This window comes from Amycolatopsis thermoflava N1165, assembly GCF_000473265.1.
Classification (GTDB): domain Bacteria; phylum Actinomycetota; class Actinomycetes; order Mycobacteriales; family Pseudonocardiaceae; genus Amycolatopsis_E; species Amycolatopsis_E thermoflava.
This window is the reverse complement of the sequence record NZ_KI421511.1, coordinates 82,455-106,789: the sequence shown is the minus strand read 5'-3', so window position 1 is coordinate 106,789 and position 24,335 is coordinate 82,455. Positions and strand designations below refer to the sequence as shown.

Here is a 24,335-nt window from a genome sequence, read left to right as displayed (position 1 = left end):
TGCCTCTCGGGGTGATCTTCTCGGGTCTCGATGATAGTCACCCCGGTCAGGGAGCGTGAAGGCCACCGTCAGCACGCTGAACGTCCCGGCGGTGGCCGCCCGCCTCACTTCAGGTGCGCCCACGCCTCCGGCTCGGCGGCGAGGAACTCGGCGAAGGTCCACGGACGCCGCCCGGTGACGTGCTCGACGGTGTGGCTGGTGACCGACACCTCGCCCGTCGCGATGGCCGCGTACGAGCCGACCCAGCCGTCGATCTCCCACTCCTGCGCGCCCGCCCGCGACGCGCGCGCCTCCTCCAGTGTCTCGGCGTGGTAGGTGATCTTCCGCCCGGTGACCTCGCTCAGCAGGGCCGCGGTCTCGTGCAGGTCGATGGCTTCGGGGCCGGTGACGTCGTAGACCTGGTTGGCGTGCGCGTCGTCGAGCAGGCATTCCACGGCCAGCCGCGCCACGTCCTGCCGCGCCACCCACGCCAGCCGCCCGTCGGCGGACGGGCCGCGCAGCACCCCGTCGGGCCCGACGAAGTGCGGCGCGACGTCGGCGTAGAGCGTGTTGCGCAGCGCCGTCAGCCGCAGCCCGGACTCCCGGATCAGCCGCTCGGTCTCCGCGTGCTCGCGGGCGAAGGTGAACGTCGCCAGCGGGGCCGCGCCGAGGAAGGAGGTGTAGACGACGCGGTCGACCCCGGCCTCGGCGGCGGCCCGCACCGCGCCGCGGTGCAGGTCCATCCGCTCCGGACCTTCGTGGCCGGACACCAGGAACAGCGTCGAAACCCCGGCCAGCGCGTCACGGAACCCCGCGGTGTCGGCGTAGTCCGCCGCGACGACCTCGGCGCCCTCGGTCTTGGGCGCCCGCGCCGGGTCACGCACGCACAACCGCTGCGGCACACCCCGCTCCGCGAGGAGCGCGGCCACCCGCGAACCCAGCTGCCCGGTGGCCCCGGTGACGGCGATCCTGCCCATGGTCCTCCCTCTCACGTGCCGGCACCGGGCAGGATACGTTCGGCGGCGGGTTGTCCGAGGGCCCGGTTCACCGCCGCGGGCACCTCCGCCACGTCGGTGAGGACGGCCGCCACGTAGGCGTCCGGGCGGATCACCCACACCTCGCCGGGCCGCGCGTCCAGCGCTTCGGCGAGCACGCCGGTCACGTCGATCTCGGCCAGGCGCAGGATCCGCATCGGCGCCCCGGTGTCCACTGCGTCCGCGGACGGGTCCAGGTCCACCCCGTCGGTGGTGAGCAGCAGGACGCCGTCGCGGGCCAGTTCGCGGAACCGGCCGCACGAGGAACCGGTCACCGACACCGGCACGTCCGGCGCCAGGATCCCCGGACCGGCAGGCGGCACCTCGCCGCGCGGCGGGCGGCCGGTGAACGGCCGCGTCGCCGCCGGCGTGGTCAGCGGCGAGTCCACGTACCAGAACGGCTCGGCCAGCCGCCCCGAGTCCACCTGCGCCCGCACCGCCGGATCGGTCGCCGCCGCCTCCAGCACCGAGCGGCGCCGGTGGTGCTGCTCGTCGGTCTGCGGCACCAGGAAGTCCATCGTGGCGGTGGTAACGGCGATGTTCTCCAGCGCCGCCGCGTGCCGCTCGTCGTGGTAGGACTCCAGCAGCTCCTCGCCCGCCCAGCCGTGCAGGACGAACGCGAGCTTCCAGGCCGCGTTCTCGGCGTCGCCGACCCCGGAGTTGAGGCCGCGCGCGCCGAACGGCGACACCAGGTGCGCGCAGTCCCCGGCGAGCAGGACCCGGCCGACGCGCATCCGGTCGGCCACCCGCGAGTGGAAGCGGTACACCGACTTCCACACGATCTCGTAGGGCTGGTCGCCGATGATCGCGCGGATGCGGGCGTCCAGCGCGCCACTGGCCTCCTCGGCGGCGAGGTCGTAGTCGCCGGGGACCTGCCAGTCGATGCGGAACGTCGAGCCGGGGCACGGGTGGATCAGCACCTGGCGGCCGGGGTTCCACTCCGGATCGAAGTAGAACCGCCGCTCCTGCGCCCAGCCGGGCATGTCGGCACGGATGTCGCAGATGAGGAACCGGTCGTCGAAGGAGTGCCCGCCGAAGCCGACGCCGAGCATCCGGCGGATGTCGTCGCCGCGGGCACCGGCGCACGCCACCGCGTAGTCGGCGCGCACGTCGCCCCGGCCGTCGACGGTGAGCGTGACGCCGTCATCGTCCTGGGCGATGCCGGTGACCCGGTGGCCCCAGCGCACGTCGATCAGCGGCTCGGCGGCGATCCGCTCGTCCAGGATCTCCTCGGTGCGGGCCTGGGAGATGTTGACGAACGGCGGGAACGCCGAGCGGCCGGGATCGGCCATCGAGTAGGCGAACAACTCGCGGTCCCGGTGGAAGGTGCGCGCGGTGGTCCAGGTGACGCCCTCGGCGGCGATCCGCCGCCCGGCGCCCACGGCCTCCCACACGTCGAGCACGTCGCGTTGCTGGCAGATCGCCTTGGAGCCGACCAGGTCGCGCTCCGGCCGCCCGTCCAGCAGCAGCACCGGAACGCCCCACCTGGCCAGCAGCAGCGCGGTCGTCTGGCCGACCGGGCCGTTGCCGATCACCGCCACACGGTGATGTCTGGTCGAGGGGTCTGTCGTCGTCATCGCTCAGCCCTGCAGCTGGTCCCAGACCTCGCGGTCCCGCTGCGCGGTCCAGATGACCGGGCGTTCGATGCCGGACAGCTCGTCCCACAGGCGGGAGACGTCGAAGGGCAGGCAGTGCTCGAAGATCGGCCAGTGCCCGTACTGCGGGGCCAGCGCGGCGTGGGTGCGCTCGAAGGCCTCCTTGAGCGTGCCGCCCGCGCGCTGCACGGCGCCGACCTCGCGGATCATCACGTCCAGGAAGCCGCGGGTCTGCTCGATCGCGGCGTCGACGGCGTCCCGGCCCCTGCTGACCGCGCCGCGGCCGCCGACCAGCGCCTCCGCGCCGAACGCCTTGACCCGGTCCAGCGTGCCCGAGGCCCAGTCGCGGTGGAAGGCGTCGCCGGTGTAGAGCGCGGCCTCGGCCTCCACCAGGTCGCCCGCGAACAGGATCTTCTGGCGCGGCAGCCACGCCACGATGTCGCCCTCGGTGTGCCCGCGGCCGCAGTACTGCAGCACGAGGTCGCCGCGGTCGCCGCCGAGGTCGATGGTGAGCCGGTCGGAGAAGGTCAGGGTGGGCCAGGTCAGGCCGGGCACCGACTCGGCGCCCTTGGCCAGCCGCGGCATCCGGCCGAACTCGCTCTCCCAGTCCTCCTTGCCGCGCTCGGCGACCAGGGCGCGGGTGTTCTCGTGCGCGACGATCACCTCGGCGTCGAACGCGGAGGCGCCGAGCACGCGCACCGCGTGGTAGTGCGAAAGCACGAGGTACCGGACGGGCTTGTCGGTGTGCTCGCGCAGCTTCGCGAGCCAGTCCTGGGCCGCGACCGGGGTGGCCAGCGCCTCGAAGCAGACCAGGAAGTCCTCCCCCTCGATGGCGCCGACGTTCGGGTCGCCCTCCGCGGTGAGCGCGTAGACCCCGTCCTCGAGCACCTCCAGGGTCTGCTCCTTCTCCGTCAGGTCGCCGGACGAGGCGAACGACTTCTGAGCCACCCCGCACCTCCTTTGATCAAAGCTTTGACTATTTGACGGACGTCAGAGTAACGCGGACCACTCCGCAAGGGAAGACTACTTCCGAATCAGGACGCTGTTCGGATGAGCGGGCGGGCAGCGCCTAGCCTGGGGCGCATGACCGCAGAACCGGCTGCCCCCGACGAGCTGGACTACCTGACGTTCGTGGACTACGCGATCGCGCGGACGACCGCCGAACTGCCGGCGGTCGACGCCACCGCGATGCGCCTCGGTCTGACGCTGCACCGCCTGACCAGCGCACTCGTGTACGACTGGGAGTCGACCGTGCACCGGCCGCGCGGGTGGAGCTGGGGCGGGTTCCGGGTCCTGTTCGCGCTGTGGCTGGCCGGCCCGATGGAGGCGAAGCGGGTCGCACAGCTGTCCGGGATGAGCCGCGCGGCGGTGTCCGCGCTGGTCAACACGCTGGAGCGGGACGGGCTCGTGTCCCGCAAGCAGGCCGAGCACGACCGGCGCGCGGTGCTGCTGAACCTCACCGAGGCCGGCCACGAGGCGATCACCAGCGCGTACGAGGCCCACAACGCCCGCGAGCAGGCGTGGGCCAACGCGCTGACCAAGCCGGAGCAGACGATCCTGATCGGCCTGCTGGAGAAGCTGACGACGAGCCCCGCGGCGATGGACGCCAAGCGGCGGTTCTAGGAACTGGCCCCTTGGCGTCCGTGGCGCAGGTCACTACGATGCCCCGCCGGATTTGTCAAAGCTTTGACCGATTCAGGCGGCCGGGAGCACCGCTTCGATAGCCTCGACGACCTCCGGGGCCTCCGGGTCGGTCCGCGGCCGGAAGCGCGCCACGACCTTGCCGTCCGGGTCGACGAGGAACTTCTCGAAGTTCCACTGCACGTCCCCGCTCGCGCCGTCGGCGTCCGGCGTCTCCACCAGCTCGGCGTAGACCGGGTGCCTGCCGGGGCCGTTGACCTCGATCTTTTCGAACATGGGGAACGTGACGCCGTAGGTCGCCGAGCAGAACGTGGCGATCTCCTCGGCGCTGCCCGGCTCCTGGCCCGCGAACTGGTTGCACGGGAACCCGACGACGGAGAATCCCTTGTCCCCGTAGCGTTCCTGCAGCCGCTCCAGCGCGGCGTACTGCGGCGTCAGGCCGCACTTCGACGCGACGTTCACGACGAGCAGGGCCTTGCGGCCCAGCCCGCCCAGCGTCGCGGTCTCACCGGCGAGCGTGCGCAGCTCGATGTCAGCCAGGGCCATGACGATCCTCCGCGGTGGTCGGCAGCTACCACCTGTGGCAACGCCGGCCCGGCCGCGCCGTTCCCCATCCGGCGGCGACCGTGACCAGCGTTACACCCGATCAGCCGAGCCGTTGCGCCGGAACCGGCGCGATCCCCTCCGCCGGCTTCAACCCGAGCGCGTCCAGCAGCAACGCGCAGTCCTCGGCGTTCTCCGCCGCGGACGCGACCGCGCGCACCGCTCGCCGGCGCTGCGCCACGATCATCTCGGTGTCCTCGGCCGACGTGACCGGGACGTTGAAGTCGGCGACCTCCTGCAGGTGCTCTCGCATGTCCATCCCCTGTCCGCACGTGATCCGTGTAGGGCGGCGGCGCCCCGGGTAGCCAAGAGACCGGAGAAAGGAGCGGTTGATGAACTACTCCCCGGACCCGGTGCGTGCCGAGGGCCCGGCCGCCGTTACCGAAGGTACCCCGGACGGGCCGACCGTGCTGGTGCTCGATCCGACCGGCCTGGCCAAGCACGAGGGACTGCCTGCGACCTGGCGGGACAAGACGAGCCAGTGGCAGGTCGTGTGGTGCCGCCTGCCCTCCGACGGCGGGCTGACCCAGGCGGACGACCTTCTGTCCGACCCGCCCGCCGCAGCGGTGCACGTGGTGGCGAGCGGGCCGTTCGCCGACGGAGCGCTGCGGCTGGCGGAGAAGCACAGCGGCGCGCTGCGCTCGCTCCTGCTGGTCGACCCGGCCGCGGACCAGTTCGTGCCGCCGGGCGACGGCGAGATCGCCGACCGGCACTGGGAGGACGACCACCGGGAGCGGATCGACGCGCTCGCGAAGTCCGGTGTGCCGGTGCGGGTCGTCGCGCACAGCACCGGCGGCGCCGAGGACCGGATCCCCGCGCCACTGCCGCTGGGCCACCCGGACGTGGTCGCGGGTGTCGAACGCGCGATCACCGAACTCGAGAACACCCACTGACACGAGGAGGGAACCCGCGTGACCGAGCCCGACGAGGAGTCCGTGCGCGAGGCGCTGGAACGGGAATCGCCGCTACCGCCCGACCCCGAGGCGCCGGAGGCCGACGCGCTGGCGCAACGGCAGAACGTGCACGCTCCGCGGCAGACCGGCCTGGAGCCCGGGCTCCCGCCCGAGGCAGACCCCGGCGACGTCGCCGAGCAGCAGCAGGAAGTGGAGTTCGAGACGGACGAGGAGGCGCTGCGTGGCTGACCCCGCCCGCATCGTGATCATCGGCGGGGGCTACGTCGGCGCCACCACGGCCCGGCAGCTGCGCAAGCGGCTCACCGCCGAGGAAGCCCAGCTGACCGTGATCGACCCGCGGTCCTACATGACCTACCAGCCGTTCCTCGCCGAGGCCGCGGCCGGTTCCGTCGAACCGCGGCACGTGGTCGTGCCGCTGCGCGAGGTGCTGCCCGGCTGCAAGGTGATGGCCGCCGAGGCGACCGGCGTGGACACCACGTCCAAGTCGGTCACGCTGCGCGTCGCCGACGGGCACGTCGAGCAGCTCGGCTACGACATCCTCGTGGTGGCGCCCGGCTCGGTGTCCAAGACGCTGCCCATCCCGGGCCTGGCCGAGCACGGCATCGGCTTCAAGACCCTGGAGGAGGCCGTCTACCTGCGCAACCACGTGCTGTCCCGGCTCGACCTGGCGGCCAGCACGATGGACCGCGAGCTGCGGCGCAAGCTGCTGACGTTCGTGTTCGTCGGCGGCGGCTACGCGGGCATCGAGGCGATGGCGGAGCTGGAGGACATGACCCGCCACGCGCTCAAGGACTACGGCATCGACCGTTCCGAGCTGCGGTGGGTGCTGATCGAGGCGGCCGACCGGATCATGCCGGAGGTCAGCTCGTCGCTGGCGAGCTACACCCTCGACGTGCTGACCAAACGCGGTTTCGAGGTACACCTGGGCACGACGCTCAAGTCGTGCGAGGACTGCCACGTCGTGCTGGGCGACGACACCGAGTTCGACGCCGACACGATCGTGTGGACCGCGGGCGTCAAGCCGAGCCCGATGCTCGCCGACACCGACCTGCCGCTGAACCCGCGCGGCCGGGTGTGCTGCGCGACGACGCTGGAGGTGGACGGCACGCCGGGCGTGTTCTCGGCCGGTGACGCCGCCGCGGTGCCGGACGTGACCAGCAAGGAACCGGGCGCGGTGTGCGCGCCGTCGGCGCAGCACGCGTCGCGGCAGGCGGTCGTACTGGCGAAGAACATCGTCGCGACGCTGCGCGGCGGGCCGCTGGCGGGCTACCGGCACTCCTACGCCGGGTCGGTCGCGAGCCTTGGCCTGTACCAGGGGGTCGCACAGATCTACGGCGTGAAGCTGCGTGGCTGGCCGGCGTGGGCGCTGCACCGCGCGTACCACCTGATGACGATGCCGACCGCGCACCGCAAGACGCGGATCGCCGCGGACTGGCTGATCTCGCTGCCGTTCCGGCGCCAGGTCGTCGCGACCGGCGAGCAGCACCACCCGCGGGAACAGTTCGTGCGAGCCAGCCAGAGGTAGCTGTGGGGTTCCCGGTCGCCCGCAAGCTGATCGACAGCCACCTGGTGTCGGGTGAGCCGGTGCCGGGTCGCGAGATCGGCCTGCGGGTCGACCAGACCCTGACCCAGGACGCCACCGGCACGCTGGTGATGCAGGAGCTGGAGGCGCTGGGGCTGGACCGGGCGCGCACCGAGGTGAGCGTCCAGTACGTCGACCACAACCTGCTGCAGGCGGACGAGAAGAACGCCGAGGACCACGCGTTCCTGCGGTCGGCGTGCCGCCGGTTCGGGATGTGGTTTTCCAAGCCGGGCAACGGGGTTTCGCACCCGACGCACATGGCGCGGTTCGGCGTGCCGGGGCGGACGATGGTCGGGTCCGACTCGCACACGTGCGCCGCGGGGTCGCTCGGCATGCTCGCGATCGGGGTCGGCGGGCTGGAGGTCGCGATGGCGATCGCCGGGGAACCGCTGTACCTGCGGATGCCGGAGATCTGGGGCGTGCGGCTGACCGGCGCGCTGCCGGAGTGGGTGTCGGCGAAGGACGTGATCCTGGAGATGCTGCGCCGGCACGGCGTCAAGGGCGGGCTGAACCGGATCGTGGAGTACCACGGGCCGGGGCTGGCGTCGTTGTCGGCGATGGACCGGCACGTGATCGCGAACATGGGCGCGGAACTAGGCGCCACGACGACGGTCTTCCCGGCGGACGATGCGGTGCTCGAGTTTTTGCGGGCGCAGGACCGGGCTTCGGATTTCGAGGAGCTCGTCGCCGATCCGGACGCGGTGTACGACGTGGCGGAGGAGATCGACCTGTCCGCGCTGGAGCCGCTGATCGCGTGCCCGTCGTCGCCGGACAACGTGGTGCCGGTGCGGGAGGTGGCGGGCACCGAGGTGCGGCAGGTGGTGATCGGCTCGTCGGCCAACCCGGGTTTGCGGGACTTCGCGGTGGCGGCGGCGATGGTGCGCGGGCGGCAGACGCACGACGCGGTGAGCTTCGACGTGAACCCCACGTCGCGGGAGATCCTCGCAGACCTGACCAAGTTGGGTGCGACGCTCGACCTGGTGTCCGCGGGCGCGCGGCTGCACCAAGCGGGGTGCCTGGGGTGCATCGGGATGGGGCAGGCGCCGGCGGCCGGGCACAATTCGCTGCGCACGTTCCCGCGGAACTTCCCCGGCCGGTCCGGGACGCGGGAGGACCGGGTGTGGCTGTGCTCGCCGGAGACCGCGACGGCGGCCGCACTGACCGGGGTGATCACCGATCCGCGTGAGCTGAGCATGGGTTACCCGTCGGTGGTGCTGCCCGAGCGGGCGACGGTCAACACGGCGATGCTGGTGCCGCCGTTGCCGCCGGAGCGGGCCGCGCGCGAGGAACTGGTGAAGGGGCCGAACATCTCGGCGCTGCCGGACTTCCCGCCCCTGCCGGACGACATCGAGGCCGTCGTGTTGCTGAAGGTGGGCGACAACATCTCGACGGACGAGATCTCCCCGGCCGGCGCGGCGGCCCTGCCGTTCCGCTCGAACATCCCGAAGCTGGCGGACTTCACGTTCACCCGCGTCGACGAGACGTACCCGTCACGGGCACGTGAGGCGGAGGGCGGGCATTTCGTCGTCGGCGGGGACAACTACGGGCAGGGCTCGTCGCGGGAGCACGCCGCCATCACGCCGCGGCACCTCGGTCTGCACGCGGTGATCGCGAAGTCGTTCGCGCGGATCCACTGGCAGAACCTCGCCAACTTCGGGATCCTCGCGCTGGAGTTCACCAATCCGGCGGACTACGACCGCGTCGAGCAGGGACACGTGCTGGCGCTACGGGATTTGCGCTCGCAGTTGACCGAAGGCGAGGAGCTGACCGCGACCGACACGACCACGGGGGTGGACATCCCGCTGCGGCACCGGCTCTCCCCGAGGCAGGTGGAAGCCGTCCTGGAGGGCGGCCGAATCCCCCTCCTCGCACGACGCTGAACCGGGCCCACGCGGGCCGGACAGCCGCCGGCGCCGGGCGGATTTTCCCTGGCACCGGGCGGTTTTCCCCAGCACCGCGGTGAACGCGACCCGCAAGCAGGCCACCGAACCACCAAGCACCGAAACGAATTCCCCTCCCACGGCCGAACCCAGCCCACGCGCAAGCCGCCGAACCCTCAAGCGCCGGGCGAAATTTCCTCCTGCGGCGGTGAACCCGGCCCGCACGCGGGCCGCCCAGGGATCAAGCAGCCGCGCGGATCCCCTCCCGGGACGGTGCACACCGCCCACCCCCGGGCCGCCCGGCCGTGCGGCCTGCGCGAGGGGCGCGATGTCGTCTCGCATCTTGGTGCCGCGTCACCCAGGGTCTCCGCCGCGGCTCGCAACCGTGACTCCAGTGCGCCTCCGAGCGTTTTCAGTTGTCAGGATCCAGGTTCCGTACCTCCCTTGTGGACAGCCGGCTCATCGCAGCCAGGAACGCGGCGTCGGCGCCAGGCGGAGCCGCTGGGGTGGCCGTGACCCGGCCGGGAGCAGGCCGGCCGGGGCCGCGGATCTGCTCAGCCAGACGAAAACCTGTTCGCCCTCGCGGACCGGCAGGCGCGGATAGTCGTTGGGGTGCGCCGAAGTGCGGAAGGACGCCAGCGGTGGCGCACCCGCTTCGGCGAGCGCGGGCAGCACCTCGCGGCGGAAAAGCTCCGGGAACGCATCCGGGTCCTCCGGGTGGCAGATCACGATCTCGAACCCCGCCGCACCGTCCCCGCCCGCGCGAGCCGGCGGCGATGCGCGAGCCGCGTCGAGGTCGCCGGTCACCGGGGTCAGCAGCAGCACGTCGTCCGAATCCATCATCGTCGCGTTGGCGGCCTCCCGGTGTGCCAGCCACGCGGGATGTCGCTCGTAGAAAGCGGCCAGCGACTCGGCTCTCCGGGAGGCGTCCGGGAAGCCCCGGATCCACACGAAGCGGTCCGGGTCGTCCAGGTCGCGGAACTGGCCGTACACCCGCATGCCCGCCTCGGCCTGCGACTCCACGAACTCGTTGTCGAACAACGCGATCAGCTCGTCGCGCCGTCCCGGGTGCAGCGTGTACTGCCGGAGCTCGAACAGCTCGGTCATCGGGTCCCCCTCGTCGTGATCCATCCAGCACGCCGAGGTTAACGAGCACCACCGACAATTCCGGGCCGCTCGGGCCGGTCCCCGTTCTGGGCGGTGTCAGCGGCGTTGCCGGCCGTGTTCTACTTCGGGGACATCCCGTTCGGGCCGGGGGCGCACGTGCACCCCCGGCGAGGAGAGGAGCCTGATGGATCTGGTCGCCCTGCGCCGGGACGTGCACGCGCACCCCGAACCCGCCTTCTGCGAGGTGCGGACGGCGGCGACGGTCCTCGCGCACCTGCGGGAACTCCCGGTGGAGGTGCGCACCGGCGTCGCGGCGATGCGGCGCGAGGGCGTGCCCGCCTACCCGGACGAGGCCACGCTCCGGGATTTCGCCGACCGGGCGGTCGCGACGGGCGCGGACGCCGCGGACGTGCGGCGGTTCGCCACCGAGGGCACGGCGATCATCGCCGACCTCGCCGGCCGCCGCCCCGGCCCGGTCTGGGCGCTGCGGTTCGACATGGACGCGCTGCCGGTCACCGAGGCCGACGACCCCGCGCACACCCCCGCGGCCGACGGGTTCCGCTCGCGGTACGAGGGGTTCATGCACGCCTGCGGGCACGACGGGCACGTGGCGATCGGGCTGGCGCTGGCGCGGCGGCTGGCCGACCGCGACTTCCCCGGCACGGTGCGGTTCCTGTTCCAGCCCGCCGAGGAGGGCGGCCGGGGCGCCCGCGCGATGCTCGCCGCGGACGCCGTCGCCGGGGTCGACCGTTTCCTGGCCGTGCACCTGGGCCTCGACCTGCCCGCGACGACCGTCGCGGCCGGGATCACCGGCATCTTCGCGACGACGAAGATGCGTGCGCGGTTCACCGGGGTCGCCTCGCACGCGGCGGCGGCGCCCGAGGACGGCCGCAACGCGCTGCTCGCCGCCGCGACGGCCGTCCTCGGCATCCACGGCCTGCCGCGGTTTTCCGCCGCCGACACGCGGGTCAACGTCGGCACCCTGCACGCCGGGGGCAACGTCAACATCGTGCCCGCGGCGGCCGAGCTGACCTGCGAGGCGCGGTCGACGGACGGCGCGGTGAACGCGGACCTCACCGAGCGGATCAAGCAGGTCCTGTGCGGCGCCGCGCAGGCGCAGGGCGTGGCGGTGGAGATCGAGGAGACCGGCGGCTCCACGTCGTTGAACTGCGACGACGAGCTGCTGGACGCCGTGCTCGCGGCGGCCGCCGCGACCGGTCACGGCGAGCGGGCGCTGCGGACGCACGAGATGGGCGGCAGCGACGATGCCAGCCTCTTCGCCGAGGCCGTGCAGCGCGCGGGCGGTCTCGCCACCTACACGGTGATCGGTGGCGGCAACCCCGCGCCGCACCACAACCCGTACTTCGACGTGGACGAGGCGGCGCTGCCGGTCGCGGTCGACGTGCTGGAAGCTCTTGTGCGCCAGACCACACGTACGGATGACAATACGTAGCCGACTCGGTGGTTCGGCTGATGTGTGCTCGTCTCGCCGAGGGGCACCCTTTGTGGTATGACCGCGCAAGATATGCAAGCCCTGGCCGACACGGCCGCCGGGCTCATCCTGTTCCACAACGGCTTGTGGGGAGCGCCCACGTGCTACATGTGGGCCGGCCCCGACGGCGCCGCGGCCGGGCGCGTCCCGCCGTGGGAGTGCGAGGCGCTCGACCGGCTCCGCTGGCGCAAGCTGATCTCCGCGCCGTCCGGCTCGGGAGTCGAGGATGTGCCCGTCGTGCCCACCGAGGCCGGGCTCGCCGCGCTGCGCGCGCAGCGGGCGCACGCCGCCTGAAGATCGCGGTCAGCGCACCAGCGCGCTGAAGTCCTCCGTGAACCGGGCCAGCAGCTTCGCGAGCGCCGCCCGGTCGTCCCGATCCCACCCGGCCGTCACCTCGGCCACCACCCTGGCACGGAACGCCTGGATCTCCTCGATCGCCCGACGGCCCTGGGCCGTGGGTTCCAGCAGTGATCGGCGGCCGTCGGCCTGATCGGCGCGCCGGCGCACCAGTCCCGCTTCCAGAGCTTGCGCGGTCAAGCGGCTCGCCCGGGGCTGGTCGATCCCGAGCGCGGCGGCGGCCTCGGTGACCGTCGGCGCGCGCCCGGCCGCCGCGACGATGTCCAGCAGCTCGTACACGGCGTCCGGCACCGGGCTCGTCCTCCCCCGCTCACGCGACAACCGGCCCAGTGCGCGCCGTGACTGCGCCCGGCGCAGAGTGGCCAGCGCGCGGGCGATCGAATCGGCGTTGCGGTCCATGCCCGTCCTCATCCATACTCGAAGACAACTACATGTCATATTACATAGGAGTTGTCGTGGACCCGCTCGACAAGCCGATCGGTTTCTGGCTCAAGCACGTGGACAACCTGCTGGAGGACGGCCTCACGCGGGTGCTCGCCGACCGCGGCCTCACGCGCCGTCACTGGCAAGCTCTCAACACCTCACGGCATGGCGCGGACGCGCTCGAGGTGTTCGACGGCGCCGCGGAGGCACGAGCCGACCTGGTGGCCCGCGGCTGGATCACCGCGGACGGCGCGCTCACCGACGAGGGCCGCGCGGCGAGGGGCGAGATCGCCGAGCGGGTGCGGCGCTTCCGCGAACTGTCCGTCGCCGGGCTGACGAAGGACCAGTACGCCGAGACCGTCCGGGCATTGGCGACGATGGCGGGCAACCTGGAGGCTGCACGGTAGGTCCCCAGCTCAGCGGGGACAATGGCCGCGATGTCGCGTGGATCAGCGACAGCGGCCAGCGCAGCGGCTCGGCCAGCACGGTCGAAACCACCGCGCGGACAGCGCGAAACCCTGGAGCCCGCGGAGTCTGAAGGCCGCGTGCACCTCCCGCAGCAGGCCGCCGCCGCAGGAGACAGTCGCCACGTCGAGTGAATCAGCGACAGCCGCTCGGCCGGCGGCGCCGACACCGTCGAAACCCCCACGGGTACAGCAGGAAACCTGGAGCCCCCGCGCCGACGTGTAGATTCCCCGGGCCCGTGCGCGGCGGCCACCCAGCCGCAGAAGCCCCGCGACCACCCCGGCCGCCAGGAGTCACGACACCTCGGCCCCCAGCTCCGCGTGCACCTCCCGCAGCAAAGCCGCCGCCGCGGGAGACAGCGGCCGCGCCGTCGCGTGGATCAGCGACACCGACCAGCGCAGCGGCTCGGCCAGCGGCACCGGCACCACGCCCGCCATGTTCCCCGCCGCGCCCGAGGGCAGGAAACCGATCCCGAGCCCCTGGCAGATCAGGGCCCGCGCGGTGCCGTAGTCCGACACCTCCAGCGGCACCTGCCTGCTCAGCCCGGCCCCGGCGAAGGCGCGGTCCACCAGCGTCCGGTTCCCCCACCCCACCGGGAAGTCCACGAAGGACTCCTCCGCCAGCTCGGCGAGCGTCGCCCCGCTGCGGCTCGCCAGCGGGTGGTCCGGCGCGGCCAGCAGGCTCAGGTCCTCCTCCGTGACGATCTCGTGCGCCAGCCCGGCCGGCACCTTGCCCGCCAGGGACGCCAGCGCCAGGTCCATCCGCCCGTCGAGCACCGCCCGCACGTGTCCCGCCGAGCCCGACGGCGAGTACTGCAACCGCACGGCCGCGTGCGGGTGCCGTCGCGAGAACCGGCCCAACAGCCGCGGCACGTTGACGCGCCCGGTCGACAGGAGCGTGCCCATGGTGACCGCACCGCGCACCTCGCCGCTCGCTCCCGCCGCGGCCTGCGCCGCCGCGCGGGCCGCGGCCAGTGCGGTTCGCGCCTCGGGCAGCATCGCGGCGCCGGCGGCCGTCAGCGCGACCCGGCGGCTGTCCCGGTCGAACAGCTCGGCCCCGACCTCCCGTTCCAGCGCCCGGATCGCCGTCGACACCGCCGACTGCACGACCCGCAACCGCTGCGACGCGCGCGTGAAGCTCAGTTCCTCGGCGACCGCCACGAAGTACGACAGCTGACGCAGTTCCACACTGCCTATCTAACACTGCGATAGCTGTCAGCGAAAACATTCGTTGGACGAGATGAGCAAACGGGCGCACTCTGGGGTCGTGATCATCGAGGCCCTTCCCCCGCGCACCACGTCCCGCCGTCACGGCGCGGGCTTCTGGCTCGTCGCCTACACCTTCGCGGTGACCATGGGGTTCTCCGCCGCCCCGGCCCCGCTCTACGTGCTCTACCAGGCCAAGGACGGGTTCGGCCCGTTCACCGTCACCCTCGTCTTCGCCGCGTACGCGCTGGGCGTGATCGCCAGCCTGTTCGTCGCCGGGCACGTGTCCGACTGGGTGGGCAGGCGCCGGGTGCTGGTGCCAGCCGTGCTGGTCAACGTGCTCGCCGGGATCGTGTTCCTGGCCTGGTCGGCAGTGCCCGCGCTGCTCGCCGCGCGGTTCCTGTCCGGCATCAGCATCGGCCTGCTCACCGCGACCGCCACCGCGCACCTGACCGAACTGCACCTGGCGGCGCGGCCGGGCGCTTCGCGGACCCGGGCGGACGTCGTGGCGACCGCGGCGAACCTCGGCGGCATCGGGCTCGGCCCGCTCGTCGCCGGGCTGCTGGCCGAGTACGCCGGCGACCCGCTGCACGTGCCGTACCTGGTGTTCCAGGTGCTGATGCTGATCGGCGCGCTCGCGGTGACGCTGGCGCCGGAGACGGTGACCGCCACGCGCGTGCGCTACCACCCGCAGCGGGTCTCGGTGCCGCCGCACGCCCGCGCCCGCTACCTGGCCGCGGGGGCGGCCGCGCTCGCCGAGTTCGCCGTGTTCGGCATGTTCACCTCGCTCGCGCCGGGGTTCCTGGCGAACACCCTGCACCAGCACTCGCACGCGCTGGCCGGGGCGAGCGTGTTCGCGGTGTTCGGGTCCGCGGCGGTGGCGCAGATCGTGCTGGCGCGGACGGCGCTGCGGCGGTTGCTCGCCACCGGGCTCGGCCTGCTGACGGCGGGCCTGGTGCTGGTGACGGTCGCGGTGTGGCTGCCGAGCCTCGCGTTGTTCCTGCTCGGCGCGGTGCTCGCCGGCGCCGGAGCGGGCGCCGGGTTCAAGGCCAGCGTCGGGATCGTGCTCGGCCTGGCCCCGGCGGAGAGCCGTGGCGAGGCGCTGTCCGGGCTGTTCCTGGCCGCCTACGCCGGACTCGCGGTGCCGGTGCTCGCGCTCGGGGTGGCCACCCAGGCGGTGGACGTGCGGATCGCGCTGGCCGGGTTCACCGTGGCGCTGCTGGCGATCCTGGCGACCGTGGTGCGGCGGCTGTTCCGGGCGAGCTGAGCGCCTGCACGTCCGCATAGGACGGGACAGGCGGGATGGCGCCGCCCGCCGTGATCGCGCCGACCGTGCGGACCACGGCCTGCAGCGCGGCCCGGAACAACAGCGACCCGCAGCTGACGCGCCGGACGCCGAGCTCGGCGAGCCGCCGCAGGGGCGGGCCGGCCAGGACGTTCACCGGGACGTCGACCGCCGCGACGACCGCGGCGATCGTCGTCTCGTCCGTCAGCCCGGGCACGAACACCCCGTCGGCCCCGACGTCGCGGTAGGCGCGGACCCGGGCCACGGGGTCGTCGCCGGTGCCGAGCCAGTGCGTGTCGGTGCGGGCGTTGACGAACAGGCCGGGCGCGGCGTCCTTGAGCGCGCTGATCAGTCGCTGCTGGTGCGCGGGCTCGGCGAGGCGCCCGCCGTCCCGGCCGTCCTCGATGTTCACCCCGGCCACGCCGAGCGCGGCGAGTTCCGCGCCCAGGGCGGCGACCTCGCCGGGGTCGTCCGAGAAGCCGCCTTCGATGTCGACGGTGACGTAGCAGGGCAGCCGGGTCAGCCTGCGGGCGAGGGCGACGGTCTCGTCCTTGGTCGCCCCGGTCCCGTCGGGCAGGCCGGCCGCGGCGGCGACGCCCAGGCTCGTGGTGCCGATGGCCGCGAAGCCTTCGGCGACGAGGACGGCCGCGGACGCGTAGTCCCAGGCGTTGGGCAGCAGCAGGGGTTTCCCGGTCCGGTGCAACTCGGCGAAGCTCATGCCGGAACGCTAACGCCGGGAATTGTCGGTCGTGGCCGATACGATCCGTTCCGTGAGCAACCCGCACCTGGAACCGGACCCGGTCTTCGCCGGCGCGCCCCTGGACCGGGCCCGGCGCGCCGCGCTCGTCGTGCACGGGCGAGGTCAGACGCCGGACTACATGCTCGCGATCCTCGACCGGGTCGCGGTGCCGGACATCGCGTACGTGCTGCCCCGGGCCGCGGGGCAGACGTGGTACCCGGCGGGGTTCATGCAGCCGCTCGCGGCGAACCAGCCGTGGGCGGACCACGCGCTGGACGCGATGGCGGCATTCCTGGCGCGCATCGCCGAGGCCGGGATCGCGGCGGAGGACGTGTTCCTGGTCGGGTTCTCGCAGGGGGCGTGCCTGTTGTCGGAACTGCTGGTGCGCTCGCCGCGGCGGTACGCCGGGGCGGCGCTGCTGACCGGCGGGTACCTGGGGCCGGACGAGCGCGCGCCATCGGGGTCGCTGGCGGGCACGCCGGTGTTCGCCGGCACGAGCCGCTACGACGAGTGGGTGCCGCTGGAGCGAGCGGAGGCCACGGCGAGGCTGCTGGAGCGGATGGGAGCCGCGGTGACGATGCGCGTGTACGAGGACCGCGAGCACCTGGTGAACGACGACGAGATCGCGGAGGTGCGCAAGCTGCTGACGAGCTGAGGTGCACCTGCCGCGGTGATTTGGACCGTGCGCGGGTCACTCACGGCCAGGTGGCCGGGACATGTGGGTGGCGCCCAGGGGACGATCGCGGTTCCAGGCTGAGATTCGGTCCGCCGGGTGGGGAGGGCTCCCCGGGCACACGGCTGCTGGGGGAACACCCGCACCCGCCAGGGGAACCACACGCCCGGCCAATCCCCCGCGCCGCCGCCTGCACCAACGGCGCCAACGCAGCCGGCTGGACACCATCCGCGTGCGCCACCAACGACACGGCCGCGACCACCGCACCCGAACCACCCCACACGCGCGCGGCAATACCCCACCGGCCAACACAAGCGCGGCGCGCACTCACCGGGCAATCGGCTCCCGCGGAAACACCCGCGCCCCACCAGGGGAACCACACGCCCGGCCAATGCCCCGCGCCGCCGCCTGCACCAACGGCGCCAACGCAGCCGGCTGCGCACCATCGGCATGCACCACCAGCGACACGGCCGCGACCACCACACCCGAACCGTCCCGCACGGGCGCCGCCACCGAGACCGCGTCCGTGGTCACCTGGCCGTCGCTGACGGCGTAGCCGGTCTGGCGCACCGCGGCGAGCATCTCGCGCAGCCGGGCCGGGCTCGTCACCGTCTTCGGCGTGTACGCCTGCAACGGCGCGGCCAGCACCTCCTCCTGCACCTCCGCCGGCGCGTGCGCGAGCAGTGCCAGCCCGACGCCCGTCGCGTGCAGGGCGAACCGGCCGCCCACCCGCGTCCACACCGGAACCGCCTTGCGGCCGGAAATCCGTTCCACGAACACGAGTTCCAGGCCCTCCCGCACGGCGAGCTGCACGTTCTCGTGCGTGACCTCGTACAGGTCCTCCAGGAACGGCATCGCCGCCTCACGCAGGGCCAGCCCGCGCGGCGCCAGCGAAGCGACCTCCCACAACCGCAACCCGACGCGGTACCGGCCGTCCGCGCCGCGCTCCAGCGCGCCCCACGCGACCAGTTCCGCGACCCGCCGGTGCGCGGTCGCCAGCGACAGCCCCGCCCGGCGCGCCAGCTCCGACAGGGTCAGCTCGGGGCATTCCGGGGTGAACGCGCCGAGCAGCGCGAGCACCTTGCCGGTCACCGTCCGGACTTCGCCGTCCATCCGATCATCCTGCCCCGCGCCGGCCTACAGATCCAGCACGAGCCGCGGCCCGCACGAGCGCGACACGCAGATCATCATCGTGTCGTTCGCCGCGCGCTCGGCGTCCGTGAGCAGCGAGTCCCGGTGGTCCGGCACGCCGTCGAGCACCGGCGTCTCGCACGTCCCGCAGGTGCCCTCCTGGCACGACGACAGCACGCTCACCCCGGCTTCCTCGACCGCGGCCAGGATCGACTTGTCCGGGGGCACGGTCACGGTCCGGCCGGACGCCGCGAGCTCCACCTCGAACGTCGTCCGCTCCCCCGCGTCCGCGCCCGCCTTCGGGGAGAACCGCTCCACGTGCAGCGAGCCCGGTGGCCACGCGGCGCAGCGCTGCTCGACCGCCGCCAGCAACGGCTCCGGCCCGCAGCAGTACACCGCCACGCCGTCGTGCGGTGCGCCCAGCAACTCGTCCAGGTCCAGCAGCCCGGTCTCGTCCTGCGGCCGGATCTCCACCCGGTCGCCGTAGCGCGCCACCAGCTCCTCGCGGAACGCCATCGACGCCCGCGACCGCCCGCCGTACACCAGCCGCCAGTCCGCGCCGGACGCCTCGGCCCGCGCGATCATCGGCACGATGGGCGTGATCCCGATCCCGCCCGCGACGAACAGGTACCGCGGCGAGTCCACGAGCCGGAAGTGGTTGCGCGGCCCGCGGATCCGCACGGTGTCCCCTGTGGACAGACGGTCGTGCACCCAGGCCGATCCGCCGCGCCCGTCCGGCTCGCGCAGCACCGCGACCTGCAGCACGCTCCGGTCCGCCGGATCGCCGCACAGCGAGTACTGCCGCACCAGCCCCTCGCCGAGCACGAGGTCCAGGTGCGCCCCCGGCTCCCACTCCGGCAGCGGCTCGCCGGCGGGGTGCCGCAGGGTCAGCCGCACCACGCCCGCGGCGAGTTCTTCCTTGCGCTCCAGGAGAACGTCGAGTTCCACTTCGGTCAGCACCGCCGTCATCACGCACTCCCCGCTCCGGCGAGCACCGGGTCACCGGCGGGCGCCGGGTCGTCGTGGCCGTCGGGATGGGCCAGCAGCCACTCCCACAGCTCGACCGGGTCCTCCGACTCGTGCTCGGCGCCGCAGTGGCAGACGCCGATGAGGAGATCGGTGCCCAGTTTCCAGTGGATGCGGTACACGGTGTCGCCGTGCAGCATCGCGGTCCGTTCGGTCATCGCGTGGCGGCCTTCTCCGGTTCGCCCGCCATCTTCTTCAGGATGCGGCGCGCGGCCAGGCCGCCGGTGTCGATGTTGACCGACAGCTCCTGGTAGCCCTGCGGCTCGGCCTGGATGACCCGCTCCAGGATGTCGAGCGCCTCCACGTCCTGCAGCACCACGGTGCGGTTGCTCTGCGCGAGGAAGTCGGACACCTCCTGGTCGTCGAGCGCGAAGTCCCGCGCCACGGCCCAGAAGTCGTGGGTCGAGTGCTCGGTCTCCGGGGTGATCGCGTAGACGACCTCGACGTGGAACCCGTCCGGGTCGGTGCCGTCGGCGTTGGGCAGCACGCCGACCGGCGCGATACGGCTGTGCAGCAGGTACAGGCACGGCGGGTGGTACTCGATGTCCTGCCAGCGCGTGATGCGGCCCTCGATGCCGGTCGACTTCGCGTAGAACGGCGGGCAGGCCGCGTCGTCCATGTGGCGGCTGACGTAGATGATCCGCCGGTCCTCGTCGACCTCGGTGGTGATCGGGGTGTTGGCGACCTCCGGCGTGCCGATGTAGCCGCCGTGCAGGTAGGTCTCGTGGGACAGGTCCATCAGGTTGTCCACGAGCAGCTCGTAGCGCGCGGCCAGCGGTTCCATGCCGCAGACGGTGGTGTAGGCGGGATCGGCGAGCCACGGCGCGCGCGGGATGAGCGTGGTGTCGGCGCGGGCGGGGTCGCCGATCCACACCCACACGAACGAATCCTGCTCGACGACCGGGTAGGACGGCACGCGCGCGGTGCGCGGGATCCGGGACTGGCCGGGCACGAAGACGCAGCTGCCGGAGGGCTCATAGGTGAAGCCGTGGTAGCCGCACACGATGCGGTCCCCGTCCAGGCGGCTTTCCGACAGCGGGTAGCGGCGGTGCACGCAGCGGTCGGCCAGCGCGACGACTTCCCCGGCTTCGGTGCGGTAGAAGACGATGGGCTCGCCCAGGATCGTCCTCGCCAGCAGCTCCCGCCCGACCTCGCTCCCGTAGGCGGCGACGTACCACTGGTCGCGCACGAACGCAGTCATCTGCAGCTCCTTCGGTGTAGATGCGACGACCACACTTTCGCTGCCGGGACCGGGCCGGGACCAGCCGTGTTTTCAGCAGGTGAAAGCTCACCGGCGGAGCGACTTCTCCCACCGGCGGGCCCAGGTGTCCAGCGGCAGGAGCGATTCGACGAGTTCGCGGCCGAGCCGGGTGAGCCGGTAGCCGTCGGCGCCCTCCTCGACGAGGGCGACGTCGGTCAGCTCGGCCAGCCGGGTGGTCAGGACGCTCGAGGACATCCGGTCGCAGCGCCGCTGGAGCTCACGGAAGCCGGCCGGCGCCCGGTGGAGCTCCCAGATCACGCGCAGCGTCCAGCGCCGCCCGAGCAGGTCCAGCGCCGCCATCACGGGACGTCCGGTGGACGAGCCGCGGACGGGGGATCCCGGCCGGGGCACGGACTGGTCCGCCATGGCTCAACTCCTTGCGCTTCGATTCTCGAAGCAGCATAGTGGTTCGAAAATCGAAGCACTACCCGCAGGAGGTCCCGTGACCCGGATCGCGCCACTGACCCCGCCCTATCCGCCCGGCATCGAGGACGCGCTGCGGCGCTGGATGGCGCCGCACGTCGCGCACGATCCGCTGGTGCTCTTCCGCGTGCTGCACCGGCACGCGGAGCTCGCGTCGCGGATGCGGGTGCTCGGCGCCGGCCTGCTCGCCCACGGAGAACTTCCCGCCGCGGACCGCGAGCTGGTGATCGCCCGGACCTGCGCGCGCTCCGGGTGCGAGTACGAATGGGGCGTGCACGCGGTGGTGTTTCCCGAGCTCACGGCGGACGAGCTGGCCGCGACGGTGCACGACGGCGCCGGCGCCCCGGTCTGGTCACCGCGGCAGCGGGCACTCGTGGGCGTGGTGGACGACCTGCACGACACCGCGACGGTTTCGCAGGCCAGGTGGGCCGAGCTGGCCGCGCACCTGCCCGACACCCAGCTGCTGGAGTTCCTGGTGCTGACCGGCTGGTACCGGACGATCAGCGGGCTCGCCAACGCCCTCGCCCTGCCACCCGAACCCTGGGCGGCGCGCTTCGGGGACAATGCCGATCATGCTGGATGAGGAGAGCTTCCTGTTCTTCACCGATCGCGCGCTCGACGGGATGACGGCGATCCTCGCCGGCCTGGGTGACGAGCTGGCCAACACCCGGCCGGATCTGCCGGGCGCGAACACGCCCTACGCGATCGTGAACCACTGCCTCGGTGTGATCGCCGCCTGGGCCGGGCAGGTCGTCGCGGGCCGCAGCGTGCACCGCGACCGCGAGGCCGAGTTCGCGGCCGCCGGGCCGATCGCGCCGCTGCTCGACCGCGTCGCGCGGGTGCGGGAGCGACTGCGCGAGGATGTCGCGGCCGCCGATTTCGACGCTCCGCCGCGGGGCGAGGTGCCGGACAAGTACGCGAACACGCCGGTCGGGCGGCGGCAGGGCGCCGCACTCGTGCACGTCTACGAGGAGCTGGCCCAGCATCACGGTCAGCTCGAGCTGACCCGCGACATCCTGCTGGCCTCCGTCAAGTCCTGAGCAGCCGCCGGAGGATCTTGCCCGTCGGGGACTTCGGGATCCGCTCCACGAACTCGACCTCGCGCACCTTCTTGTACGGCGCGACACGCTCGGCCACGAACGCCATCAGCTCGTCCGCGCCGACGGCGCCCTCGGCGACCACGAACGCCTTCGGCGCCTCGCCGCCCTCGGTGTGCGGCACGCCGACCACCGCGGCGTCCAGCACGGCCGGGTGGGTCAGCAGCACGGCCTCCAGCTCGGCGGGCGCGACCTGGTAGCCCTTGTACTTGATCAGCTCCTTGAGCCGGTCGACGACCCAGAACACGCCGTCGTCGTCCGCGCGCACCAGGTCGCCGGTGTGCAGCCAGCCGCCGGTGATCGTCGCGGCGGTGGCGGCCGGGTCGTCCAGGTAGCCGTCCATCACCTGCGGGCCGCGGATCAGCAGCTCGCCGGTCTCGCCGGGGGCGACGTCGGAGTCCGTGCCGGGCGCCACGATCCGCGCCTCGGTGTTCGGTGACAGCCGTCCCACACTGCCCGGCGGGGTCGTCGGGAAGTCGTCGTCGAACACCTGGTGCGTGCCGGGGCTGGCCTCGGTCATGCCGTAGCCCTGCCGGATCAGGCAGCCCAGGCGCCGTTCCGCACGCTCGGTCACCTCCACGTCCAGCGGCGCGGCCCCGCACAGCGCGAACCGCAGGCTGGACAGGTCGTGGTCCTCGACGTGCGGCGCGGTGGCCAGCGCCAGCACCATGGGCGGGGCGAAGTAGGCGCGCGTGACCCGGTGCGCGGCCAGCGTCCGCAGGTACTCGTCCAGCTCGAACCGCGGCAGCGTCACCACCTTCGCGCCGCCGAGCAGCCCGGAGTTGAGGATGATCGTGAAGCCGTAGATGTGGAAGAACGGCAGCACGGCGGCCTGCACGTCGTCCGGGCCGATCCGCCACCCGGCCCGCGTCTGCGCCAGGTTCGCCACGAGGTTGCGGTGCGTCAGCCGCACGCCCTTCGGGATCCCGGTGGTGCCGCTGGAGAACGGCAGGACCGCGACCGTGGTGGCCGGGTCCAGGTCCAGCTGCGGCGCCGGCCCGTCGGTGAACAGCGACGTGAACGAGCGGGCACGCGGGTGCTCGCCCAGCACGAACACCTCGCTCGCGACCTCCAGCGCCTTGTCCACCACGGGTTCCGCGGCGATCAGCAGCCGCGCGCCGGACAGCCGCAGCTGCTTGGCGATCTCCCCTGGCGTCAGCGCCGGGTTGACCGGGGTGACCGCCGCCCCGGCCGCGATCGCGGCGTGCAGGGCGACCACGAACGACGGCTGGTTGTGGCTCATCAGCGCGACGACGTCCCCGGGCCCGACGCCGTGCGCCGCGAGGCCGGCCGCCCCGGCCGTGACCGCCGATCGCAGCTCGGCGTAGGTCAGGCTTTCGCCGGTGCGGCCGTCGACGAGCGCGGTCGCGTCGCCGAACCGGGCCGCGCCGCCGATCACGAACTCAGTGAGCGTGACGCCGGGGATCTCGACGTCCGGCAGCGGGCTGCGGTGGATCATCCCCGCTCCTGGGCCAGGCCGAGCACGCGGACGGCGTTGTCCTTGAGGATCTTCGGCCGCACGTGGTCCTTGATGTCGAGCCGCGCGAAGTCGGCCATCCACCGGTCCGGCGTGATGAGCGGGTAATCCGAGCCGAACAGCACCTTGTCCTGCAGGAGGCTGTTGGCGTAGCGGACCAGCTGCGGCGGGAAGTACTTGGGCGACCAGCCGGAGAGGTCGATGTAGACGTTCGGCTTGTGCGTGGCCACGGCGAGCGCCTCGTCCTGCCACGGGAACGACGGGTGGGCCATGATGATCGTCAGGTCCGGGAAGTCGATGGCCACGTCGTCGAGCAGCATCGGGTTGGACAGGCCGAGCCGCACTCCCCCACCGCCGCGCATGTTCGCGCCGATGCCGGTCTGACCGGTGTGGAACAGCGCGGGCAGGCCGTGCTCCTGCGCGATCTCCAGCAGCGGGTACGCGCTGCGGTCGTTGGGCGCGAAGTCCTGCAGGCTCGGGTGGAACTTCAGGCCGCGCACGCCGTGGTCGGCGATGAGCCGCTCCAGCTGCCGGGCGCCCGCCCGGCCCTTGGCCGGGTCGATGCTGGCGAACGGGATGAGCACGTCCGGGTGCTTGGCCGCCGCCTCCGCGATTTCCTCGTTGGACAGCGCGGGGTGCCCGGTGAACGCCTCGATGTCGACGGTGAACAGCACCGCCCCGATGCGGCGCTCGCGGTAGTAGGCCGCGATCTCGTCGATGGTCGGGCGCCGGGCGTCGGCGCCGAAGTAGGCCGAGGACGCCTCGACGAAGTCGTCGGGCAGGGACAGGTGCCCGTGGTCGTCGGTCTCGACGTGGACGTGCACGTCGATCGCCTCGAGCTGGCTGGGATCCATGGTTGTCAGGTGTACTGATACGTATCCGGCGCTGTCAACGCCGCTTCTGCTCGCCGGAAGTGTCCGCTTCATTGCAGATCCTCCGGAAATGC

28 protein-coding genes are annotated in these 24,335 nt (G+C 72.8%); 12 read left to right on the top strand and 16 right to left on the bottom strand.

Going from position 1 to position 24,335, the window contains the following annotated elements; all coding sequences use genetic code 11:
* Nucleotides 1-104 precede the first annotated feature (104 nt).
* Genes AMYTH_RS0100560 through AMYTH_RS0100550 form a run of 3 tightly spaced genes read right to left on the bottom strand, consistent with a single transcriptional unit; the run spans nt 105 to nt 3,556 of the window.
* Nucleotides 105-956, bottom strand: coding sequence for an SDR family oxidoreductase (locus tag AMYTH_RS0100560; protein ID WP_027928654.1), 852 nt, complete (start codon nt 954-956; stop codon nt 105-107).
* A gap of 11 nt (nt 957-967) precedes the next feature.
* Entirely contained in the window at nt 968-2,590 is a 1,623-nt protein-coding gene (locus tag AMYTH_RS0100555; protein WP_051362446.1) for an FAD-dependent monooxygenase, read from the bottom strand.
* Between the two features lie 3 nt (nt 2,591-2,593).
* Nucleotides 2,594-3,556 carry an MBL fold metallo-hydrolase gene (locus AMYTH_RS0100550; protein WP_017983127.1) on the bottom strand — a complete coding sequence of 321 codons (963 nt, stop codon included), beginning with the start codon at nt 3,554-3,556 and terminating at the stop codon, nt 2,594-2,596.
* A 135-nt stretch (nt 3,557-3,691) separates the two neighbouring features.
* Here AMYTH_RS0100550 and AMYTH_RS0100545 point away from each other — a divergent pair, with 135 nt between their 5' ends.
* Nucleotides 3,692-4,231, top strand: a complete 540-nt coding sequence (locus AMYTH_RS0100545) for a MarR family winged helix-turn-helix transcriptional regulator (RefSeq protein ID WP_020422132.1) — start codon at nt 3,692-3,694, stop codon at nt 4,229-4,231.
* 72 nt (nt 4,232-4,303) lie between these two features.
* Here the strand turns inward: AMYTH_RS0100545 and AMYTH_RS0100540 are convergent, their stop codons facing one another.
* On the bottom strand, nt 4,304-4,795 hold the full coding sequence (locus tag AMYTH_RS0100540) for a glutathione peroxidase (RefSeq protein ID WP_027928652.1): 492 nt from the start codon (nt 4,793-4,795) through the stop codon (nt 4,304-4,306).
* Between the two features lie 100 nt (nt 4,796-4,895).
* Nucleotides 4,896-5,111, bottom strand: a complete 216-nt coding sequence (locus AMYTH_RS0100535) for a hypothetical protein (protein ID WP_027928651.1) — start codon at nt 5,109-5,111, stop codon at nt 4,896-4,898.
* A 73-nt stretch (nt 5,112-5,184) separates the two neighbouring features.
* Between AMYTH_RS0100535 and AMYTH_RS0100530 the strand changes: the two genes are divergently transcribed.
* The 4 genes from AMYTH_RS0100530 to AMYTH_RS0100515 are packed head-to-tail and all read left to right on the top strand — an operon-like array spanning nt 5,185 to nt 9,228.
* On the top strand, nt 5,185-5,745 hold the full coding sequence (locus AMYTH_RS0100530) for a hypothetical protein (RefSeq protein ID WP_027928650.1): 561 nt from the start codon (nt 5,185-5,187) through the stop codon (nt 5,743-5,745).
* Nucleotides 5,746-5,763: 18 nt separating this feature from the next.
* Nucleotides 5,764-5,994 carry a hypothetical protein gene (locus AMYTH_RS0100525; RefSeq protein ID WP_017983132.1) on the top strand — a complete coding sequence of 77 codons (231 nt, stop codon included), beginning with the start codon at nt 5,764-5,766 and terminating at the stop codon, nt 5,992-5,994.
* Nucleotides 5,987-7,291 carry an NAD(P)/FAD-dependent oxidoreductase gene (locus tag AMYTH_RS0100520; RefSeq protein ID WP_027928649.1) on the top strand — a complete coding sequence of 435 codons (1,305 nt, stop codon included), beginning with the start codon at nt 5,987-5,989 and terminating at the stop codon, nt 7,289-7,291. Before AMYTH_RS0100525 ends, AMYTH_RS0100520 begins: the two co-directional genes overlap by 8 nt.
* 2 nt (nt 7,292-7,293) lie before the next feature.
* Nucleotides 7,294-9,228 (top strand): aconitate hydratase, encoded by a 1,935-nt coding sequence (locus tag AMYTH_RS0100515; RefSeq protein WP_027928648.1) that lies wholly within the window; start codon nt 7,294-7,296, stop codon nt 9,226-9,228.
* Between the two features lie 459 nt (nt 9,229-9,687).
* Here AMYTH_RS0100515 and AMYTH_RS0100510 read toward each other — a convergent pair whose 3' ends face one another.
* On the bottom strand, nt 9,688-10,359 hold the full coding sequence (locus tag AMYTH_RS0100510; protein ID WP_051362445.1) for a putative quinol monooxygenase: 672 nt from the start codon (nt 10,357-10,359) through the stop codon (nt 9,688-9,690).
* 160 nt (nt 10,360-10,519) lie between these two features.
* On the opposite strand from AMYTH_RS0100510, the gene AMYTH_RS0100505 reads away from it, so the two are divergent.
* Nucleotides 10,520-11,788, top strand: coding sequence for an amidohydrolase (locus AMYTH_RS0100505; protein ID WP_027928646.1), 1,269 nt, complete (start codon nt 10,520-10,522; stop codon nt 11,786-11,788).
* Between the two features lie 57 nt (nt 11,789-11,845).
* Nucleotides 11,846-12,121 (top strand): hypothetical protein, encoded by a 276-nt coding sequence (locus AMYTH_RS0100500; protein ID WP_020422142.1) that lies wholly within the window; start codon nt 11,846-11,848, stop codon nt 12,119-12,121.
* Nucleotides 12,122-12,130: 9 nt separating this feature from the next.
* On the opposite strand, the gene AMYTH_RS0100495 is transcribed toward AMYTH_RS0100500, so the two are convergent.
* Nucleotides 12,131-12,583, bottom strand: a complete 453-nt coding sequence (locus tag AMYTH_RS0100495) for a MarR family winged helix-turn-helix transcriptional regulator (protein ID WP_027928645.1) — start codon at nt 12,581-12,583, stop codon at nt 12,131-12,133.
* Between the two features lie 56 nt (nt 12,584-12,639).
* Here AMYTH_RS0100495 and AMYTH_RS0100490 point away from each other — a divergent pair, with 56 nt between their 5' ends.
* Complete coding sequence (locus tag AMYTH_RS0100490) at nt 12,640-13,014, top strand: hypothetical protein (RefSeq protein ID WP_027928644.1); 375 nt, start codon at nt 12,640-12,642, stop codon at nt 13,012-13,014.
* A gap of 351 nt (nt 13,015-13,365) precedes the next feature.
* Here the strand turns inward: AMYTH_RS0100490 and AMYTH_RS0100485 are convergent, their stop codons facing one another.
* Nucleotides 13,366-14,259 (bottom strand): LysR family transcriptional regulator, encoded by an 894-nt coding sequence (locus AMYTH_RS0100485; protein WP_037322085.1) that lies wholly within the window; start codon nt 14,257-14,259, stop codon nt 13,366-13,368.
* Nucleotides 14,260-14,338: 79 nt separating this feature from the next.
* Between AMYTH_RS0100485 and AMYTH_RS0100480 the strand changes: the two genes are divergently transcribed.
* On the top strand, nt 14,339-15,544 hold the full coding sequence (locus AMYTH_RS0100480; protein ID WP_027928642.1) for an MFS transporter: 1,206 nt from the start codon (nt 14,339-14,341) through the stop codon (nt 15,542-15,544).
* Here AMYTH_RS0100480 and AMYTH_RS0100475 read toward each other — a convergent pair.
* Nucleotides 15,483-16,280 carry an isocitrate lyase/PEP mutase family protein gene (locus AMYTH_RS0100475; protein ID WP_027928641.1) on the bottom strand — a complete coding sequence of 266 codons (798 nt, stop codon included), beginning with the start codon at nt 16,278-16,280 and terminating at the stop codon, nt 15,483-15,485. The genes AMYTH_RS0100480 and AMYTH_RS0100475 overlap by 62 nt on opposite strands.
* Nucleotides 16,281-16,332: 52 nt before the next feature.
* Between AMYTH_RS0100475 and AMYTH_RS0100470 the strand changes: the two genes are divergently transcribed.
* Entirely contained in the window at nt 16,333-16,956 is a 624-nt protein-coding gene (locus tag AMYTH_RS0100470; RefSeq protein WP_228684503.1) for an alpha/beta hydrolase, read from the top strand.
* Between the two features lie 345 nt (nt 16,957-17,301).
* On the opposite strand, the gene AMYTH_RS0100465 is transcribed toward AMYTH_RS0100470, so the two are convergent.
* From AMYTH_RS0100465 to AMYTH_RS0100445, 5 genes are all read right to left on the bottom strand, one after another.
* Nucleotides 17,302-18,087 (bottom strand): IclR family transcriptional regulator, encoded by a 786-nt coding sequence (locus AMYTH_RS0100465; RefSeq protein WP_027928639.1) that lies wholly within the window; start codon nt 18,085-18,087, stop codon nt 17,302-17,304.
* A gap of 24 nt (nt 18,088-18,111) precedes the next feature.
* On the bottom strand, nt 18,112-19,074 hold the full coding sequence (locus tag AMYTH_RS0100460; RefSeq protein WP_027928638.1) for a PDR/VanB family oxidoreductase: 963 nt from the start codon (nt 19,072-19,074) through the stop codon (nt 18,112-18,114).
* Nucleotides 19,074-19,289, bottom strand: a complete 216-nt coding sequence (locus AMYTH_RS0100455; protein ID WP_027928637.1) for a hypothetical protein — start codon at nt 19,287-19,289, stop codon at nt 19,074-19,076. The genes AMYTH_RS0100460 and AMYTH_RS0100455 overlap by 1 nt, the downstream gene beginning before the upstream one ends.
* Nucleotides 19,286-20,332 carry an aromatic ring-hydroxylating dioxygenase subunit alpha gene (locus tag AMYTH_RS0100450; RefSeq protein ID WP_027928636.1) on the bottom strand — a complete coding sequence of 349 codons (1,047 nt, stop codon included), beginning with the start codon at nt 20,330-20,332 and terminating at the stop codon, nt 19,286-19,288. Before AMYTH_RS0100450 ends, AMYTH_RS0100455 begins: the two co-directional genes overlap by 4 nt.
* Nucleotides 20,333-20,419: 87 nt before the next feature.
* Complete coding sequence (locus AMYTH_RS0100445; RefSeq protein ID WP_027928635.1) at nt 20,420-20,758, bottom strand: winged helix-turn-helix transcriptional regulator; 339 nt, start codon at nt 20,756-20,758, stop codon at nt 20,420-20,422.
* 76 nt (nt 20,759-20,834) lie between these two features.
* Here AMYTH_RS0100445 and AMYTH_RS0100440 point away from each other — a divergent pair, with 76 nt between their 5' ends.
* Together AMYTH_RS0100440 and AMYTH_RS0100435 are read left to right on the top strand one after the other, a co-directional pair.
* On the top strand, nt 20,835-21,398 hold the full coding sequence (locus AMYTH_RS0100440) for a carboxymuconolactone decarboxylase family protein (protein ID WP_027928634.1): 564 nt from the start codon (nt 20,835-20,837) through the stop codon (nt 21,396-21,398).
* The gene (locus AMYTH_RS0100435) at nt 21,388-21,855 is read left to right on the top strand and encodes a mycothiol transferase (protein ID WP_027928633.1); all 468 of its coding nucleotides are present in this window, start codon (nt 21,388-21,390) and stop codon (nt 21,853-21,855) included. Before AMYTH_RS0100440 ends, AMYTH_RS0100435 begins: the two co-directional genes overlap by 11 nt.
* Here AMYTH_RS0100435 and AMYTH_RS0100430 read toward each other — a convergent pair.
* Together AMYTH_RS0100430 and AMYTH_RS0100425 are read right to left on the bottom strand one after the other, a co-directional pair.
* The gene (locus tag AMYTH_RS0100430; protein ID WP_027928632.1) at nt 21,845-23,371 is read right to left on the bottom strand and encodes an AMP-binding protein; all 1,527 of its coding nucleotides are present in this window, start codon (nt 23,369-23,371) and stop codon (nt 21,845-21,847) included. The genes AMYTH_RS0100435 and AMYTH_RS0100430 overlap by 11 nt on opposite strands.
* On the bottom strand, nt 23,368-24,243 hold the full coding sequence (locus tag AMYTH_RS0100425; RefSeq protein WP_027928631.1) for an amidohydrolase family protein: 876 nt from the start codon (nt 24,241-24,243) through the stop codon (nt 23,368-23,370). The genes AMYTH_RS0100430 and AMYTH_RS0100425 overlap by 4 nt, the downstream gene beginning before the upstream one ends.
* Nucleotides 24,244-24,335 lie beyond the last annotated feature (92 nt).

Excerpts from the sequence above, each read along its gene's own strand:
- AMYTH_RS0100540 (WP_027928652.1), bottom strand. The coding sequence starts at position 4,795 with ATGGCCCTGGCTGACATCGAGCTGCGCACGCTCGCCGGTGAGACCGCG.
- AMYTH_RS0100535 (WP_027928651.1), bottom strand. The coding sequence starts at position 5,111 with ATGGACATGCGAGAGCACCTGCAGGAGGTCGCCGACTTCAACGTCCCG.
- AMYTH_RS0100455 (WP_027928637.1), bottom strand. The coding sequence starts at position 19,289 with ATGACCGAACGGACCGCGATGCTGCACGGCGACACCGTGTACCGCATC.
- AMYTH_RS0100445 (WP_027928635.1), bottom strand. The coding sequence starts at position 20,758 with ATGGCGGACCAGTCCGTGCCCCGGCCGGGATCCCCCGTCCGCGGCTCG.
- AMYTH_RS0100530 (WP_027928650.1), top strand. The coding sequence starts at position 5,185 with ATGAACTACTCCCCGGACCCGGTGCGTGCCGAGGGCCCGGCCGCCGTT.
- AMYTH_RS0100475 (WP_027928641.1), bottom strand. The coding sequence starts at position 16,280 with ATGAGCTTCGCCGAGTTGCACCGGACCGGGAAACCCCTGCTGCTGCCC.
- AMYTH_RS0100435 (WP_027928633.1), top strand. The coding sequence starts at position 21,388 with ATGCTGGATGAGGAGAGCTTCCTGTTCTTCACCGATCGCGCGCTCGAC.
- AMYTH_RS0100465 (WP_027928639.1), bottom strand. The coding sequence starts at position 18,087 with ATGGACGGCGAAGTCCGGACGGTGACCGGCAAGGTGCTCGCGCTGCTC.
- AMYTH_RS0100560 (WP_027928654.1), bottom strand. The coding sequence starts at position 956 with ATGGGCAGGATCGCCGTCACCGGGGCCACCGGGCAGCTGGGTTCGCGG.
- AMYTH_RS0100430 (WP_027928632.1), bottom strand. The coding sequence starts at position 23,371 with ATGATCCACCGCAGCCCGCTGCCGGACGTCGAGATCCCCGGCGTCACG.
- AMYTH_RS0100460 (WP_027928638.1), bottom strand. The coding sequence starts at position 19,074 with ATGACGGCGGTGCTGACCGAAGTGGAACTCGACGTTCTCCTGGAGCGC.
- AMYTH_RS0100555 (WP_051362446.1), bottom strand. The coding sequence starts at position 2,590 with ATGACGACGACAGACCCCTCGACCAGACATCACCGTGTGGCGGTGATC.
- AMYTH_RS0100510 (WP_051362445.1), bottom strand. The coding sequence starts at position 10,359 with ATGGATCACGACGAGGGGGACCCGATGACCGAGCTGTTCGAGCTCCGG.
- AMYTH_RS0100545 (WP_020422132.1), top strand. The coding sequence starts at position 3,692 with ATGACCGCAGAACCGGCTGCCCCCGACGAGCTGGACTACCTGACGTTC.
- AMYTH_RS0100495 (WP_027928645.1), bottom strand. The coding sequence starts at position 12,583 with ATGGACCGCAACGCCGATTCGATCGCCCGCGCGCTGGCCACTCTGCGC.
- AMYTH_RS0100425 (WP_027928631.1), bottom strand. The coding sequence starts at position 24,243 with ATGGATCCCAGCCAGCTCGAGGCGATCGACGTGCACGTCCACGTCGAG.
- AMYTH_RS0100450 (WP_027928636.1), bottom strand. The coding sequence starts at position 20,332 with ATGACTGCGTTCGTGCGCGACCAGTGGTACGTCGCCGCCTACGGGAGC.
- AMYTH_RS0100505 (WP_027928646.1), top strand. The coding sequence starts at position 10,520 with ATGGATCTGGTCGCCCTGCGCCGGGACGTGCACGCGCACCCCGAACCC.
- AMYTH_RS0100500 (WP_020422142.1), top strand. The coding sequence starts at position 11,846 with ATGACCGCGCAAGATATGCAAGCCCTGGCCGACACGGCCGCCGGGCTC.